This window comes from Cupriavidus sp. 05L411, assembly GCF_056398045.1.
The window spans coordinates 172632-189166 of sequence record NZ_JBFTOQ010000001.1; the positions used below are offsets into that span (position 1 = coordinate 172632).

The 16535-nt window shown below is 66.5% G+C and carries 15 protein-coding genes; 6 read left to right on the plus strand and 9 right to left on the minus strand.

The features are described 5' to 3' along the window. Window positions 1-46: 46 nt before the first annotated feature. Entirely contained in the window at window positions 47-1348 is a 1302-nt protein-coding gene (locus AC1DQR_RS00790; protein WP_477132339.1) for an MFS transporter, read from the minus strand. Window positions 1349-1643: 295 nt separating this feature from the next. After that, entirely contained in the window at window positions 1644-2567 is a 924-nt protein-coding gene (locus AC1DQR_RS00795; protein WP_477132340.1) for a LysR family transcriptional regulator, read from the minus strand. Between the two features lie 372 nt (window positions 2568-2939). Here AC1DQR_RS00795 and hfq point away from each other — a divergent pair, with 372 nt between their 5' ends. After that, window positions 2940-3314 (plus strand): RNA chaperone Hfq, encoded by a 375-nt coding sequence (hfq, locus tag AC1DQR_RS00800; protein ID WP_006163828.1) that lies wholly within the window; start codon window positions 2940-2942, stop codon window positions 3312-3314. Between the two features lie 344 nt (window positions 3315-3658). On the opposite strand, the gene AC1DQR_RS00805 is transcribed toward hfq, so the two are convergent. The 4 genes from AC1DQR_RS00805 to AC1DQR_RS00820 all read right to left on the minus strand — a co-directional run bounded on the left by AC1DQR_RS00805 (window position 3659) and on the right by AC1DQR_RS00820 (window position 10147). After that, complete coding sequence (locus AC1DQR_RS00805) at window positions 3659-4063, minus strand: FKBP-type peptidyl-prolyl cis-trans isomerase (RefSeq protein WP_416052354.1); 405 nt, start codon at window positions 4061-4063, stop codon at window positions 3659-3661. 162 nt (window positions 4064-4225) lie between these two features. Then, window positions 4226-5689 (minus strand): short-chain fatty acid transporter, encoded by a 1464-nt coding sequence (locus AC1DQR_RS00810; protein WP_477132341.1) that lies wholly within the window; start codon window positions 5687-5689, stop codon window positions 4226-4228. After that, complete coding sequence (gene lhpI, locus AC1DQR_RS00815) at window positions 5686-6678, minus strand: bifunctional Delta(1)-pyrroline-2-carboxylate/Delta(1)-piperideine-2-carboxylate reductase (protein WP_477132342.1); 993 nt, start codon at window positions 6676-6678, stop codon at window positions 5686-5688. Before lhpI ends, AC1DQR_RS00810 begins: the two co-directional genes overlap by 4 nt. A 43-nt stretch (window positions 6679-6721) precedes the next feature. After that, window positions 6722-10147: a molybdopterin-dependent oxidoreductase gene (locus AC1DQR_RS00820; protein WP_477132439.1), complete on the minus strand. Its 3426-nt coding sequence runs from the start codon at window positions 10145-10147 to the stop codon at window positions 6722-6724. A 95-nt stretch (window positions 10148-10242) separates the two neighbouring features. On the opposite strand from AC1DQR_RS00820, the gene AC1DQR_RS00825 reads away from it, so the two are divergent. Then, complete coding sequence (locus AC1DQR_RS00825; RefSeq protein ID WP_477132343.1) at window positions 10243-11160, plus strand: LysR family transcriptional regulator; 918 nt, start codon at window positions 10243-10245, stop codon at window positions 11158-11160. Window positions 11161-11435: 275 nt separating this feature from the next. Here the strand turns inward: AC1DQR_RS00825 and AC1DQR_RS00830 are convergent, their stop codons facing one another. Then, window positions 11436-11669: a GDCCVxC domain-containing (seleno)protein gene (locus AC1DQR_RS00830; protein ID WP_416052358.1), complete on the minus strand. Its 234-nt coding sequence runs from the start codon at window positions 11667-11669 to the stop codon at window positions 11436-11438. Between the two features lie 62 nt (window positions 11670-11731). Between AC1DQR_RS00830 and AC1DQR_RS00835 the strand changes: the two genes are divergently transcribed. Both AC1DQR_RS00835 and AC1DQR_RS00840 read left to right on the plus strand, forming a co-directional pair. Next, on the plus strand, window positions 11732-12133 hold the full coding sequence (locus AC1DQR_RS00835) for a MerR family transcriptional regulator (RefSeq protein ID WP_416052359.1): 402 nt from the start codon (window positions 11732-11734) through the stop codon (window positions 12131-12133). A gap of 90 nt (window positions 12134-12223) precedes the next feature. Then, window positions 12224-13456, plus strand: a complete 1233-nt coding sequence (locus tag AC1DQR_RS00840; protein WP_416052360.1) for a bifunctional alpha/beta hydrolase/OsmC family protein — start codon at window positions 12224-12226, stop codon at window positions 13454-13456. Window positions 13457-13520: 64 nt separating this feature from the next. Here AC1DQR_RS00840 and AC1DQR_RS00845 read toward each other — a convergent pair whose 3' ends face one another. Next, the gene (locus tag AC1DQR_RS00845; RefSeq protein WP_253929250.1) at window positions 13521-13922 is read right to left on the minus strand and encodes an OsmC family protein; all 402 of its coding nucleotides are present in this window, start codon (window positions 13920-13922) and stop codon (window positions 13521-13523) included. A 208-nt stretch (window positions 13923-14130) separates the two neighbouring features. Between AC1DQR_RS00845 and AC1DQR_RS00850 the strand changes: the two genes are divergently transcribed. Then, a complete protein-coding gene (locus tag AC1DQR_RS00850) occupies window positions 14131-14781 on the plus strand; it encodes a VTT domain-containing protein (RefSeq protein WP_416052361.1) in 651 nt (216 codons plus the stop codon). 19 nt (window positions 14782-14800) lie between these two features. On the opposite strand, the gene AC1DQR_RS00855 is transcribed toward AC1DQR_RS00850, so the two are convergent. Then, a complete protein-coding gene (locus AC1DQR_RS00855) occupies window positions 14801-15190 on the minus strand; it encodes a DoxX family protein (protein ID WP_416052362.1) in 390 nt (129 codons plus the stop codon). 436 nt (window positions 15191-15626) lie between these two features. On the opposite strand from AC1DQR_RS00855, the gene phnC reads away from it, so the two are divergent. Further along, a complete protein-coding gene (phnC, locus tag AC1DQR_RS00860; RefSeq protein ID WP_477132344.1) occupies window positions 15627-16466 on the plus strand; it encodes a phosphonate ABC transporter ATP-binding protein in 840 nt (279 codons plus the stop codon). Window positions 16467-16535: the final 69 nt, after the last annotated feature.

Below are 16535 nucleotides of genomic sequence, written 5' to 3' on the forward strand. Positions count from 1 at the left end.
AGGGTGTGTGTCGTGATGTCGGACGGGTTGGGTTTTGCGCCGCGGGTCAGTCGCGCCCAGGGTGGCTGGGGAACAGCGCCAGCGCGGTCAGGCTGATGCAGGAGGCCGCGATCAGGTATCCGGCAGGCGCCATGTTGCTGCCCGTGGCGCTGATCAGCCAGGTCACGATCAGCGGGGCGAAGCCGCCGAACACGGTCACGCCAAAACTGTACATCACTGACATGCCGGTGGCGCGTTGGTGGCGCGGCAGCGCTTCCATCATCAGGGCGGCCCCCGCGCCGCTGCCGACCGAGCCCAGGGACACGGCCCCGCCGATCAGCGCCATGGTGAGCGCCAGGCTGGGGCCTGCGGAGAGCAGCGTGAAGTTGGGATAGACCAGCGCCAGCGAAGTCAGCCCTCCCGCAAACAGCAGGGGCTTGCGGCTCGGCAGCCGGTCGGCCAGCAGGCCGAACAAGGGCGCCATCACCAGCATGGCAGCGCCTGCCGTGCATGCCGCCAGGAAGGCGGTGACAGATGGCATATGCAGAGCGCTCACCAGGTAAGTGGGCATGTAGAACACCATGATGTACATGGATGCGGTGCTGCCGGTCATCAGCAATGTGCCCAGCAGCAGCGTGCGGCCATGCTCGCGAAACACCTTGCCCACGCCGCCATGCGTGCTGCCGCCTTCGTGGGTTTCTTGCAGGTGCCGGCGGATATACATGCCAACCGGCGCAATCAGCAGGCCAAGCATGAACGGCAGGCGCCAGCCCCACGCAAGCATGGCGTCGGGGCTGAGCAAGGCCGATACCGCAGCACCGGTCAGCGCGCCCAGCAGCGCGGCACCGCCTTGCGTGGCGGCTTGCCAGCTGACCAGGAAACAACGGTTGCGCTTGCTGGCGGACTCAAGCAGCAGGGCCGATGCGGCGCCGATTTCCCCGCCAGCCGACAAGCCTTGCAGCAGCCGGCCGACGACCACCAGCACGGTGGCGGCCACGCCGATGCTGGCATGAGTGGGCGTGAAGGCGATCAGCGCTGTGCCTGCCGTCATCAGCACGATGGTGAGCGTAAGCGCCGCCTTGCGGCCGCGCTGGTCGGCCAGGTTGCCGATCAGCGCGGCGCCCAGGGGACGCATCACGAAGCCGATACCAAAGGTGGCGAAAGACAGCAGCAACGATGCCAGCGGGCTGCTGGATGGGAAGAACAACTTGCCGATGGTGGCGGCAAAGAAGCTATAGACCGTGAAGTCATACATTTCCAGCCCGTTGCCGATGGCGGCGGCAACGATGGCGCGGCGCGAGTGCGGGCGGGCGGCAGTGGCGGGCACGGCGCCGGCCGGATGGCCTGGTGCGGTGTGGGCGATGGTCATGCTGTCCTCCTCGGGTGGGGTAGATGGGCAGCGGGTGCGGCGTGGCCCCGTTACTCTCGGTGTGGGGGCATGGTAGGGGCCGCGCGCTGGATAAGCACTTCGCTTTTTTTCATGGGTATGAGCATTGGGAATCAGGGGTCGGCCGCCGATTGGGCGCGCGGCGTCAGGCAATGGGCTTGTTTTCATTGCCCTTCGATTTGATTGTTACCCGTAACTAATTGATTGTTATGGGTTTTAATCGGGGGTGGGTTTGCGTCATGCCGGGCCAGCGCGTTGCCGGCGCATGCGGGGCCGCTCACTGGGCGGCGGGGTTGCCCGGTGGCGGGTAGTGGTCCGCCAGCGCTTGCAGCACGGCGTCGTGCAGGCGCGCCGCCGCCCATGTCAGCACATGCCGGTCGCGCGTGACCAGGGAGATGATGCGGTCGGGCACGGGCTCGGCGACCTCGATGAAATCCATCCGCTCGGTGATGTACTTGCTGCCAAGCGACTCGCTGGAAAGCAGGATCAGGGTGTCAACCTGCCAGCACAGGTCCAGCGCCAAGCCCATCGATGTGCATTCGACCACCCGGCCCGGCACCGCCAGGCCGTTGCCCGCGAACAACTGATGAAAAGGCGAGCTGGCATCGGACAGTGGGTCCAGCGCGAGCCAGTCCGCCTGCTGCAGCACGCGCACCGAGCGTGCCGCGCGCAGCGCATGCCCGCGCCGGGCACCGATCACGGTCGGCAGCCGGCACACCTGGGTGCAGTCCAGCCCGCGATCCAGCGGCAGCAACTGCGAGGTCACCGCGAAATCCATGGTGCCCTCGCGCAGGTGCTCCAGCAACTGCGCCGGACGCATTTCCAGCACCCGCAGCCGGGCGTTCGGGAACTCGCGGCGGAAGGTGCTCAGGCAGGCCGCCATCGGCCGCATCAGCGCCGTGACCGGCGTCACCCCCACGGTGATCTCGCTTTGCACCGTGCCTTTCATGTCTTCCAGGTCTTCGCGCGCGCGGCGCACATTCTCGCTGATCAGCCGCGCATGCGAGACCAGCCGCTGCCCATAGGGCGTGAGCTGCACGCCCTTGCTGGAGCGCACAAACAAGGTGGCGCCGACGCTGCTCTCCAGCTCCTTGATCGCCTTGCTCAGCGCGGGCTGCGTCAGGTGAAGGATGCGCGAGGCTTCCTGGATGCTGCCGGTTTCGGCAATGGCGGCCAGGGCGCGCAGCTGGTTGAGCTTCATGTGGTGGCCTGCTGGATCGTGGGCGGACATGTTAATGGCAAAGCGGGCGGCGCGAAAGGATGGGAGCCTGGTGCCGTGATCCGCGTGCGAGGTGGCCTTGGGGTGGCCTTTGGGGTGGTCTTGAGGTGGCTTTCAGCCGGGCGCCGGAACCGTTGGCATGCTCCTTGCGCGGGGAACTGCATCCGGCTTGCGCTAGAATGGCAAGCCTAGCCACTGCAAGCAATCATGATGCGCTGCCATCCCGGCGTGCCTGATTCATCTTGCGTTAGTGCGTGCGCACCGATATTGTGCATCGGTGCACCGCCGACGAAGCTGCGCCGCAGTAGCCATCTTTTTCTCGCAGCGCTTCGTCTGCCTTACTCTCAATATCCCATGCAGCTTGACGACACCAACCCGCAAAACTCCTTCCTGAACACCACGCGCAAAGAGCGCAAGCGTGTGCAGGTGTACTTGGTCAGCGGCATCCGGCTCGTCGGCTCCATCGAGTCCTTCGACGCATTCGTGGTGATGCTGAGCACGCCCGGCGGCATGCAGACCATCTACAAGCGCGCCATCTCGACGATCCAGCTGGATACCGGCACGCGTCCTCCCGGCGGCGGTGGCGGCGCACGTCCGCCCGGCGCAGGCCCGCGGACGCCGGGCTCGGGCCCCCGTCCGCCGCGTGTGTCTTCGGAAGGCAACGCCCAGGCACCCCTGGTGGTCACGCGCAAGCGCCGCGCCATGGCGCCAGGCGGTTCAGACGAGTAATGCTGGCTGTCCTGGCCGGGCGGGGCGGCCTGCTACGTTCCGCCTGACCCGCCCATTGCCGGAACTATTGTGTGCCGTCGCGCAGCGCGCCGCGCGCCGCCGCCAAGCAGCATGCCGGCTCTTTCCCTTCTGCCTTCCTTCCGCTAAGAACGCGTGCTGCATCCATGCGCCTTAGCGGCGCGTCCCCGGTCGAAAACAGATGGCTCGCGCTGTGCGCAATGGCCACGGCAGCGCAGGCGTAGCCGTGCGGTGTCTGTCAATTGTGCCAATTGCGTCCCGGCCGGGAGGCCGGGGCCTTGCGAAAGGCGGTGAGACCGCCTTGCGTCAGTTGCCGGCGGTTGCTGTCAGTTGCCGACGCCGAGCAGCTCGACTTCAAAGTTCAGCGTGGCGTTCGGCGGGATCGTGCCGGGCACGCCGCGCGCGCCATAGGCGGTCGGGCCCGGGCACACCAGCTTGGCCTTGCCGCCAACCTGCATCTTCTGCACGCCTTCCGTCCAGCAGGGAATGACGCGGTTCAGCGGGAACGAGATCGGCTGGCCGCGCTTGTAGGAGCTGTCGAACTCGGTCCCGTCGGTGAGCGTGCCGCGGTAGTGCACCTTGACCACATCGGAGGCCTTCGGCGTGGCGCCGGTGCCCTTGACAATGGTCTGGATGGACATGCCGGACGGCAGGGTTTCCGCGGCCGGGGCGGCAGCGTGGGCGATGGACGCCATGCCCAGTGCGGCGAGTAGCAGTGCAATCTTCTTCATGTGTGTGCTGGCAGAGTGGAGGGGGAAATTGGCCGGTCGCGCCGGCCCGAAAAGCAGCATCTTAAACCGGGAATGGGATCCCTCCGGGTTTGTCCGCCGCCGCCGACCTGGCCGCCAGGCCTGCCAAGCCACTCAATGGCAAGGCACCACGGCACCACGGCATCAAGGCATGACAGGCGGCCGGTAAGGCAGCGTCGAAGCAAAGGCCCACAGCATGAACAGCACAAGCGGCGCGTGGACCAGCAACTGGGTGAAAGTAAATCCGACCACGTCCTTGGCCCGGATCCCCAGCACACCCAGCAGCGGCAGCATCCAGAACGGGTTGATCAGGTTGGGCAGCGCCTCGGCGGCGTTGTACACCTGAACCGCCCAGCCCAGGTGGACTTGCAGTTCATTGGCAGCCTGCATCACGTAAGGCGCCTCGATGACCCATTTGCCGCCACCCGATGGCACGAAGAAGCCCAGCACGGCGGAATAGACGCCCATCACCGCGGAGAACGATTCCTTGGTGGCGACCGAGACGAAAGCCGATGCCAGGTGGTGCGACAACGTCTTGCCATCCATGCCGGCCGCCTTGGTGAGGATGAACGCGATGCCGCCGTACGGCGGAAACTGGATCAGCACCCCCGCGGTGGATGGCACGGATCTGGCCACGGCGCGCAGGAAGCGCTTCGGACGCCAGTTCAGCAGCATTCCCAGCATCAGGAACAGGAAGTTGTAGGTGTTGAGGTTGGAGATCGCGAGGATCGGGTCCTTGGTGGTGAACTCATGCACCAGCCAACCGGCGCCGAGGGCGACGATCAGCAGGGTCAGCAAGGGGCTGTACTCCAGCCATTCGCCGGGGCGCGTGGGGCGGCCAATGCCATCGCCGGCATCGTCGATTTCCACGCCCATGTCCTGCGCGGTGCGCGCACGCTCGCCCGCCGGCGCTGAAAAATACGCTACCAGCAAGGAAGCGATGATCAGCACGGCCGTCATCGCCATCGATTGCCACAGGAAAATGGTCTGCGAAAACGGAATCACGCCGGTGATATCCAGCAGCGACTTGGGCAGGCTGGCGGGGTTGGCCTGCAACTGCGCAGCGGACGAACTTAAGCCCAGTGCCCAGGTGGCACCCATCCCCAGGTAGGCGGCGGCGCTGGCTGCGCGATAGTCCACGCGCAGCCCGGTGCGTCGTGCAATGGCCCGCACCAGCAGCCCGCTGAAGATCAGGCTGATGGCCCAGTTGAGCAGGGAGGTCAGCAGGCTGACCAGCGCGACAAAGGCGATGGCGCCGCGTGCTGTGCGCGGCAGGGCGGCTAGCCGCTCGATCAGCAGGCAAGCCGGGGGCGAGGCCGCCACGACATAGCCCGAGATGGCCACCACCGCCATCTGCATGGTGAACGGGATCAGGCTCCAGAAGCCGTCGCCAAATGCGCGGGCCACGCCTTGCGCGGGCGCGCCGATGGCCATCGCGCCAAGCGCCACGACGATCACCGCGATGGCGGCGAAGATATACGAGTCGGGGAACCAGCGCTCGGACCAGTCGGTGACCTTGACGGCCAGGCGCTCCAGTCCGCCGCGGCCCGGGTGGTCCGGGTGTTCAGGCTGGTCCGTTGTGTCCAGGGATAGGGGGGTGCTTTTCATGCTTGTCTCCTTGCATTGCCATGGCTTTCTGCGCGCGGCGTGGTGTGCGGCGAGCCTTCGAATCCTTCGTAGGCCATGACGGCGGCCGCGAGGTCTTCCAGCGCGGTGCCGACGGCCTTGAAGAGGGTGATCTCCGTGTCATCCGCGCGGCCGGGATGGCGCTGCTGGCACAGGTCCGCGAGCGTGGCCCGGATGTCGGCGGCCTTGAGCACGCCAGCTTCGATGGGGTGGAGCAGGTCGCCGGCCTTGAGCACGGCTTCGCTGGTATCGACGAAGACGGAGGTTGACTCGAAGCAGCCGTCGTCGGCCTCGCGCATGGCCGGCGTGAAGCCGCCGATCAGGTCCAGGTGGGTGCCGGGCCTGAGCCACGCGCGCTGCACGAGCGGCGAGGTGGAGAGCGTGGCCGAGGTCACGATGTCAGCGTCTTCGCAGGCGGCGGCGATCGTCGGGACAAAGCGCGCCTCGAAGCCGTCGGCCAGCAGTCTTGCCGCCAGCGCTTCGCCTTGGCTCGCGTTGATATCCCAGACGGCAACGCGCTGGATCGGCCTGATGGTGCGATAGGCATGGGGCAGCAGGCTGGCAACGCGGCCCGCGCCGAGCACCAGCATCGACGAAGCATCATGGCGGCTCAGGTAAGAGGCCGCCAGCGCCGACGCGGCGGCGGTGCGCCTGGACGTGATCTCGTTGCCATCGATCATGGCCAGCGGCTTGCCGGTGCACGCATCGTGCAGCAGGTAGGTCGAGTACAAGCCCGGCAGCCCGGACAGCGTATTGCCCGGGTAGATGGTCACGGTCTTCACGCCGAGATAGGCGCCGGCCTGCCACGAGGGCATCAGCAGCATCGTCCCCGGCGCCGCGCCGTGCGGATCGATGACATGGCTGTGGCGCTGGGGGACCTCGCAGCCGCGGATAAACGCGTCGCGCAGGGCGGGCACGAGTTTGGCGAACGGCAGCAGCGCGCGGGTGGTGTCGGAGTCGAGTATCAGCATGTTGGCTTGGGTGGGGTTGAAAAAAGGGCGGCGGCGGGCGCGATCACGCGTTCAGCACGATGTCGCTGGCGGGCACGGCCTGGCACGCCAGGCACATGCCGGCATCCTCGGGCTCCTCGCCATGCAGGTGCCGGATGCGGCCCGACACGACCGAAACCGCGCAGCTCTCGCACTGGCCGACCCGGCAGCCGCTGGGCAGTGCCAGGCCGAGTTTTTCAGCGAAGCCCAGCAGGGGGCCGTCCGCCGAGCGCCAGGTGCCGATGGTGCCGGACCTGGCGAACACCACATTGAACTGCTGGCCTGGCCCGGCCGCCACGCGCTCGGGCGAGCGGAACACTTCGCGCAAGATGTCGGCGCGCGGCACGCCACGCTCGGCGAGCGCATTGGCGAAGGCGGTCATCATTGGCGCGGGGCCGCACATATAGACGAGCGGGCGCTGGCCGAGCAGTCCGGCGGGGACATGCTCGGCGCTGACGCGTCCGGCCACGTCGTAGTCGACGCCGGGCACGTCGCCTTGCGCGGGACGGTCGTAGAAGTTGACGACCTCCAGCGTCGGCAGGGTGTGCCGCAGCGCCCGGATGCGTGACCGGAACGCATGGGCCAGGCCGTTCTGGTTCGCGTACAACAGCAGCATCCTTGGCGGATCGGCGAGCCCGGCCAGCGATTCGAGCAGGCAGATAAACGGCGTGATGCCGATCCCGCCGGCCAGCAGCACCAGCGGGCGCCGGGTGCGCACCGGCATGACAAAGGTGCCGGACGGCGCGCGCAGCGAGACGATGTCGCCAACCGCAAGGCACAGGTTGATATGCGACGAAGCGCGCCCGAACACGGCCTCGCCGGTATCGGTCAGGCCCGCGGCGCGGCGCACGGAGATCGAGTAGCCGCGCCGCGCCGGCAAGACGGCGGGGCCGGTCAGCGAATACGAGCGCACGATCTCTTCGCCGGCGGGCGGCACGGTGAGCTTGATCGTCACATGCTGGCCCGGCAGGAAGTCCGGCAAGCCGCCACCATCCAGGGGCTCCAGGCATACCGACATGACCTCGCGCGCTTCCTTCGCCAGGCTCGCGACGCGAAAGGCGCGATAGCCGTCCCACCGGCGGCGCGTTACGTCGAAAGCCGGATCGGGCTCGACGTTGCAGCGGTAGGCCCGCAGCGGCACGGAGCCGCTGACCGGATCGATGCTGTCCGCGGCGATCAAGCCGTTGTAGTTGCTGTTGTTCTCGCCCGTGACGCCGAGCGCGGTCTGCGCAAGCGCATCGCAGCGCTGCCACCAGCCAAACTCGCCGACCACCACGCGGGGATGCAGGCCTTCCCGGACCTTGGCGATAAACCTTGCGCTGCCGATGGACGTGGTCACCCGGATCGCATCGCCGCTGGCAATCCCGCGCGCGGCCGCCAGCGCGGCCGGAATTTCCGCTTCGGGTTGCAGTGCGCGGCGCCGCAGCGAGGGCAGCCCGCGATGCTGGCTGTGGCAGTAGTAGCCGCTTTTGGCCGAGGTCAGGACGAAAGGATAGGCGCCGCCGGCAGTGTCGTCCGCTTCTTCGGGGCACTGGCCGGCGCGTGGCAGTGGCGGATAGCCGTGACGCAGCAGCTGTTCCGAGTACAACTCCACCAGCCCCGTTTGCGTATGGAAGGCGCGCTCACGCGGCCGGCCCGCATACTTGCGCTCCACGTCGGCAACGGGCACGCGGATGCCTTCCGGCTGCTCGCGCAGCCTGTCCACCGTCAACCCCGAAGGGGCGAGCATATGATTCCATCCCGCCTCCAGGCTGCCGCCAAAGAACGCCTGCCCCATGCCCAGCCTGACGGCGAGATCGAACACGATGTCGTTGTCCGAGCGCGACTCGCCGCGCGGCGACACCATGCGCTGGCGCAACTGCACCAGTTGCTCGGCCTCGGCGGAGATCTCGAAACCGATGCGCAGTCCCTCGCGCTCCCACGGCGTGTTGACCGGCAGCAGGATATCGGCGTAGCGGGAACTGGGGGTTTCGAATAAATCGCAATGGACATAGAAGTCCAGGCTGCGCAGCGCGCGCTCGCCGTCTTCCACATCGGCTTGCGAGAGCAGGGGATTGGTGCCGAATGCCATCAGCGTGCGCACGGCGTAGGGCTGCGCGTGCAGGATCGCCCGGTAAAGGTCGCGCGCGGTGACCCATCCCTGCGCGGGCGGCCCGAGCGGCCTCGCGTCATAGCCCAGCGCCTTGCTCTTCTGCGCCGGCGGCAGCAGGTCGAAGCTGCTGACCGGGTTGTACGGGGGCTTTTGAAAGATCCGGTTGCCTCCCGGCTTGTCGAAACTGCCGGTCAAGGCATAGAGGCAGGCGATTGCCCGGTCCGTCTGGGTTGCGTTGTCATGCTGGCCAACGCCAGACCAGGCGTGATAGGCCACGCGCCTGGCCGAGCCGAACAGGCTTGCCGCATGGCGGATATCCGCCTGCGCCACCCAGGTGAGCCGCGCGGCTACGTCGACGGGGTAACGGGCGCATTCGCCGGCATACAGGTCGAAGGCGGGACGGCAAGCGAGCGTGGCCGTGGCTGTGGCGTGGCCCACTTCGAATGTGCCTCTTAGCGCGACATGCTCGAAATCCCGCCCGGCCAGCGCCGACGACGGCCGGGCTTGTCCGGCATGGGCGTCCCAGACCAGGTAGGCATCGCCATCGGCCAGCCCCAGGTCGCGGCCCCGCAGGAAGCGCGCGTTGTCGCAGCGCACCAGCAAGGGGCCATTGGTCCATTGCCGCACGAAGGCCAGGTCGAACGCATTGGCTTCGATCAGCAGGTTGGCGATCGCCATGGCGAGCACGGCGTCCGTGCCTGGCCGCACGCGCAGCCATTGCTCCGCCTGGCCTGCCAGCGCTGTCTCCCTGGGGTCCACCACCAGCAGCTTGGCGCCGGCGGCCCTGCCAGCGCCAATCGCTTCGGCTTGCGACAGCCAGGTGTTGGTCGGGTTATGGCCCCACAACACGATGAGTTCGGCGTTGCGGTAATCGGCGGTCGGCATGCCGCAGCCGAAGGTGAAGGCGTGCGCATAGTCCTTGTGCCAGTTGCAGATTTCCGTGGCGTAGCAGGTGTTGGGACTGCCAAAGAGCCGGATAAGCCGCTCGATCCAGTCGATGCTGTCGGACAGCGGCGTGCCGCTCGGCGTGGTGACGGCAAAGGCGACCGATTCGGCGCCGCCCTCGCGCCTGGCCTGGAGCAGGCGCTGCGCAACCTCGGCCAGGGCCTGCTCCCAGCTGATGCGCTGCCAGCCGGGATCCGCATCGGTCTTGGGGGTGGTCCGCCGCATCGGATACAGCACGCGGTCAGCGCTATGGACCAGTTCCGGCGCGGATTTTCCCTTCATGCACATGGCCTTGCCCGTGGGGTGCGCGGTGTCGGGGCGCACTGCGATCAGCGCATCGTTTGCCACCACGTTCACCGTGCCGCATCGGGAGCGGCACAACGTGCAGTAGCCGCGCTTGTCTTCCTGAATCATGGTTGTCACCGCATCTTGTCTCCTGACCGGATGCTAGCTAGCATGAGGAAGTATTTCTAATTCATAATTTCGACATAGCAATATCGGAAGAATCGATGCTTCCCACTTTGAAACAACTGCAGCATTTCGTGGCCATCGCCGAGACAGGACAGGTGTCGCGTGCGGCGCTTCGTTGCCATGTGTCGCAGTCGTCCATGACGGCCTCCCTGAAGAGCCTGGAGGAAGCGGTAGGCGTGCAGTTGTTCACCCGGCACGCCAGCGGCGTGCGCCTCACCGAAGCCGGTACGCGTTTCCTGCGGCATGCGCAGCAGATCGAGGACGCCGTGCTGGATGCGGTGGAAGCGGTCAGCGTGGCGCCGGTAGACATCGCGGGCACGGTGCGCCTGGGTGTGACCGAAACCATCACGGCCTATGTGCTGCCCGGCTTGCTGGAGTCCATCGAGAGAAAGTTCCCCCGGCTGCGGCTTGAGTTGCTGGAGCGGGAACGGCATGACATCGAGCGAGGCATCCTGCGTGGCGAGATCGATATTGCCCTGCTGCTGGTTTCGAACCTGCCTGGGCTCGACCATGTCACTTGCGAAACGCTGCTGCGCTCGCCAAGGCAGCTATGGGGCCATCCCGAGCATCCGCTGATGATGGCGGACCGCATCGGCCTGGCGGACGTGGCGCGGCATGACTACATCCTGCTCGACATGGACGAGCACATTGCCACGGTTGGCAAGTACTGGGGGCAATATGGACTGGCGCCCCAGGTCCGCTACCAGAGCTGCTCGATCGAGGCGGTCCGCAGCTTGGTGGCGGCCGGGCGCGGCATCGCCATCCTGTCCGATCTGGTCTACCGGCCGTGGTCGCTGGAGGGGCAGCGCATCGTGCGGCGCGGGATTGCCGACAAGGTGCCGTCGATGGATGTGGGGCTGGTATGGAAGCGGGCGCCCGCCACCCCGGGCAATGTGGTGGCGCTGGCGGACTACCTGCGCAGCGCGCTCAAGGGCAGCGAGAAAGCGCGCATGTGAGCCGGCGGGCCCATGCCAGGATCAGCGGCCGGCGCCGGATTCCCGAAGTCGCAAGGGCGGGCCCGGTTCGCCGGTCATCGCCGGCTCCCAGTCCTTGCGGAATATCCGTTGGAGTTCCTTTTCCGCAATGATCCCTTTGCTGCACAGGGGGCATTTGAGCACGGTCAGGAGGAAAGATGAACTTAGCTCGGGCGTATCTATCTCGAACGTTGCCACCGACAAATCAGATTTCCTGCAGCTTGGACATAGCATGATGGGAGCGAGGCAATGGCAGATCAGGGGGCACGAGCGAAGCATCGCTTGCGCTCGCCAGGTTCTTGCTGGCGCGGCGGGCAGCGGGTATCGCCATAGGAGCAGAATACGCAGCAGTCCCCGGCCTTGGGTTTCAGCACGGCGTTGCAGTGCCCGCACGTGTAGCACCACAGGCACGCGTCGGTGGGCATGTCCTCGACGCTCCGGTGTCCGCAATGTGGGCAGGTGATGGTCGACTGCAGTAGGGCGGCGCGCATCCCCTTTCCTTAAGGCCGGCTTGCACGTAGTCTAGGTGCGTACTCAGGTACGGAGTCAAGCGATGGAATTGACACTGACGATCGGGCAGGTGGCCAAGGCGGCGAATGTCGGCGTGGAAACGGTGCGTTACTACCACCGGTGCGGCCTCTTGCCGGTGCCAGAGCGAGCGCATGGCGGCATCCGGCAATATTCACGTGAAAGCCTGCAGCGGCTGAGCTTCATCCGCAGAGCCCAGGCGCTTGGATTCACGCTGGATGAAATCCGCGCCTTGTTGCAACTCAATGACGGCAGCACGTGCGGGACCGCGCGTGCGCTGGCTGAACGCAAGCTCCAGGCGGTGGAAGCGCGCCTGCGGGAGTTGCAGGCGCTGCGTACCGATTTGCACAGGTTGATCGGGCAATGCCACGCCAATGGCGGCACTGGCTCGTGCCCCTTGATTGCAACACTGTGCGCGTCCAGCTAGCCGTCCAGCCATGCGACGCCAGTAGCACCCGGCGGCAAACTTGGCTAGAGTGGGAACCTCATACAGTTCGCGTCAAGCATGAGGATACCCATGGAAGCCCAGCGCCTGCAGTTCCCGGGAAGTGATGGTCAGCAACTCTCCGCGCGGCTGGATTTGCCAGTTGGCCCGGTGCGCACCTTTGCCTTGTTCGCCCATTGCTTCACTTGCGGCAAGGACGTGCTGGCGGCGACGCGTATCGCGCAGGCGCTGACGGCACACGGCATCGCCGTGCTGCGCTTTGATTTCACCGGCCTTGGCGGCAGCGGCGGCGATTTCGCCAATACCAATTTCTCGTCCAACGTGGCCGACCTGCTGGCGGCGGCGGACTATCTGCGCCAGCACCACCGGGCGCCGGCCTTGCTGATTGGCCACAGCCTGGGCGGCGCGGCGGTGCTCAGCGCCGCGCACGGCATCCCCGAAGCCAAGGCGGTCGTCACCATCGCCGCGCCGAGCGATCCGAGCCATGTGGTCGGCCTGTTCGGCGACCAGGCCGCGCGCATCGAGGCCGATGGAGAGGCGGAGGTCCGGCTTGCCGGCCGTCCGTTCAAGATCAAGCGGCAGTTCATCGAAGACGTGGCCGAGCAGAAGCTGCTCGATAGCGTAGCCAAGCTGCGCAAGGCGCTGCTGGTCATGCATGCGCCGCAGGACGACACCGTCGGCATCGATAACGCCACGCAGATCTTCATTGCCGCCAAGCATCCCAAGAGCTTCGTCTCGCTCGACCGCGCCGATCACCTGCTCACGCGCAAGGCCGATGCTGTTTACGTGGCCAACACCATCGCGGCATGGAGCCAGCGCTATCTCGACATCGATGCCCTGGATGTGCCGGCCGCGGTGGCCGAGGAAGGGCTGGTGCGGGTGGAGGAAAGCCACGCCGGCAAGTACCAGGAGCGCATCACCGCCGGGCCTCATCACTTGCTGGCCGACGAGCCCGTTTCGTTTGGCGGCCTCAACGGTGGGCCCGCGCCTTACGACTTGCTGCTGGCGGGGCTGGGCGCCTGCACCGCCATGACCATGCGCATGTATGCCGATCGCAAGGGCTGGCCACTGGAGCACGTGGCCGTGACGCTGCGCCACGAGAAGATCCACGCGACCGATTGCGCGGAGTGCTCCACCACCGAAGGCAAGATCGACTGGATCGAGCGGGAGATCACCATGCGCGGCCCGCTGGACGAGGCGCAGCGCGCGGCGCTGCTGGAGATCGCCGACAAGTGCCCGGTCCACCGGACCCTGCATTCGGAGGTGGTGGTGCGCACCCATCTGGCGGAGACTGCCGCCGGGTAGGCCGCCGGCACGAACCGGAAGAGGCGGCCCTCGGGTTGTCCCTTCCGGTTTTTCTTGGGGCTTCTCAGAGGAAGGTTGTCTCGATCCTCGACGCACCCTTGAGGAACAACGTCACCGGCGTGCGCTCGCAGATCTGCGCGAGCCGCTCGCGCTCGGCCTCGCCCAGTTCCACGCCGCTAAGCCGGACTTCGCGCCGGATGAAGCGTGCCTCATCCTTGCCCTGGAAGACCGCCGTGACTTCCACATCGGCCACGGGCCACTGTTTCCTCTGCATATACATTTTCAGCGTGATGGCGGTGCAGGACACCAGCCCGGACAGCACGAAGGCAAAGGGCGGCGGGCCCTGGTCCGTGCCGCCCAGCCCGGCGGATTCGTCACCGACCAGTGCGTGGCTGCCAGCCTGCAGGTGCACCAGGTAGTTGGCATCGACCGAGCCGATCCGGGCGGTGGCTTGGGAGTTTGACATGGTATTTCCTGGGGTTGTTGGTGCAGAGGTTTGTGTGGATTATGCGGGTTGTGCTCAATATTATGCGGGCGCGCGCCGGAGGGAAAGGCTCTTCTCGGCATATTGCCCGCTTGTCATCGGCACAGGGGCCAGGGCACCGTACCCATCCGAGGTCCCCGGTGGCCAGGGCGCCTACACTGTAGCCATCACTTCAAGACCAGGGGCACGCATGGAAGCATCGCAAGTCTTGCCGTTGCTGCTGCATTTCGACCAGCATCTCGGCCCTGCCATCGCGCAATATGGCATCTTGGTCTACGGCATCCTGTTCGCCATCGTGTTCTGCGAGATCGGGCTGTTGCCGCTGTTCTTCCTGCCTGGCGATCCGCTGCTGTTCCTCTGTGGTGCGTTCTGCGCGGCGGGCACGCTCAAGCTATGGATCCTGCTGCCGGTGCTGCTCATCGCCGCGGTGGCCGGCAGCCTGCTGAACTACGCCATCGGCAAGGCCATCGGGGCCCGTGTGTTCACGGGCGGCTACCGATGGATCAACCGCGACGCACTGCGCAGGACGCATGACTTCTACCAGCGCCACGGCGGCCTGACTTTGCTGCTGTCCCCCTTCGTCGCCGTGGTGCGCACCTTTGCCCCGTTCGTCGCGGGCGTGTCCGCCATGTCCGCGACGCGCTTCGCGCTGGCCGCGAGTGCTGGCGCCACGGTGTGGGTGGTGTCGCTGCTGGCCGGCGGCTATCTCTTCGGCAATGTGCCGCTGGTGCGCGACCACATGAGCGCCATCGTCCTGCTTGGGCTTGCGCTTGGGCTGGGGTCGCTGGTGGTGGCGAGTGCGTGGCGGGCTGTGAGGGGGAGGCAGGGGGCGCGGGGGTGAGTCGTTTTCGGTTGGGTTCTTACACTGCGTCCCTCGATTCGCCCGCTTTGCTCGTGCTCCACAAGATGCACACCAGCAACAACACCTGCACCACCAGCCGGATACCCAGCAGGCTCGGCGGAATCTTCGGGAATAGCTCGGGGTGCTGCCACATGTAGACATTGGCCGGCGTGACCGCAAGCGTCAGCAGTGCCAGGCCGTATCCCGCCGCTCGCCGGGTGGGCAGCCACAGCACCCCCAGCGCGCCCAGCAGTTCGAACACGCCGCTCACCAGCACGGCGGGAGCAGGGTAGGGGATCGATGGAGGGACGATGCTGACGAACAATGGCGTCAGCATGAAGTGCCCGAGCCCGCCGAGGGTGAACCATACGAACACAAACAGCAGCCCGGCGCGTTTTGCTTTGCTCATGAACGTCCTTGTCGGTGCGCGTACGCAATCCGGAGGGTTTCATCCGGGGCAATCTCTGGCCGCGCCGCCGGCAGGGACGGCTCGCCAGCGATGGACCAACTGGCGTCGTCGGTCCGGTCGGGCACCCTGTGCTCCCCCACGTAGAAGGTGTCCAAGAAGGATACCTTGCGCTTTGCACCGTTTGAATGTTCCACCTGTTTCAATCCAGGGGCGGGGTCCCGGGGCCGAACGTGGGCACGGTCCTACATGGCCAAGTGCAAGCATCGCGCCCCGTAGCCAATGCGGCCCGGCGGGCCGGCAGCGAGGTCGGTCAGAGGCCACTTGGCGCAGGCGGCTGGCCAGGCAGGCCTCCCAATTCGAGATTGCTCTCCAACCTTCATCGTTTTGTCATCCGCACCACCCAGAATGCGCTCACTGTTGATGCAAGGAGTGTGGGATGACGCATGCGATTGAAGTGCGCGGCCTGTCCAAGTCGTTCCAGGCGGGACGCAAGGCGCTGGATAACGTGAGCCTTGCCGTTGCCCCTGGTGAAATGGTGGCGCTGCTGGGTGCCTCGGGCTCCGGCAAGTCCACGTTGCTGCGCCACGTGGCGGGGTTTATCGCTGCCGATGCGGGCGGCGCTGGCGAGGTGCTGGTCAATGGCCGGGCCATCCAGCAGGGCGGCCGGCTGGCGCGTGATGTGCGTGCGGCAAGGGCAGAGATCGGTTTTGTATTCCAGCAGTTCAACCTGGTGGGCCGCCTGCCGGTGATCACGAACGTGCTGACCGGCATGCTGCCGCGCGTGCCGCTGTGGCGCAGCCTGATCCGCTTCTTCCGTGTCGGCGAGATCGACGCAGGGCTCGAAGCGCTTGCCCAGGTTGGTATAGACGACTATGCCTTTCGGCGGGCATCCACCTTGTCGGGCGGCCAGCAGCAGCGCGCGGCCATTGCCCGCACGCTGGTGCAGAACGCGCGGGTGATCCTGGCCGATGAGCCGATCGCTTCGCTGGATCCGGAATCCGCGCGGCGCGTGATGGAGTTGCTGGCGCAGATCAACCGAGCGCGCCGCGTGGCGGTGGTGGTGTCGCTGCACCAGGTGGATGTGGCGATGCGCTATTGCCCGCGCGTGGTCGCGCTGCGCCATGGCAAGGCGGTCTACGACGGCCCGTCCGCCGCACTGACCCCGGCCATGTTGCGCGAGCTGTATGGCACGGAAGCCGCCGAGCTGCTGCCCGACGGCGCGGGGCTGGAGGTTGCCGCGCCCGCCATGCCGCACGGCGGCCTGGCGGCGGCCTGATTGACCCCGGATTTCTTCGTCATGTTTCCCGCAAGCACCCCCAACAAGGTTTTTCCTCGGAGTTCCCTC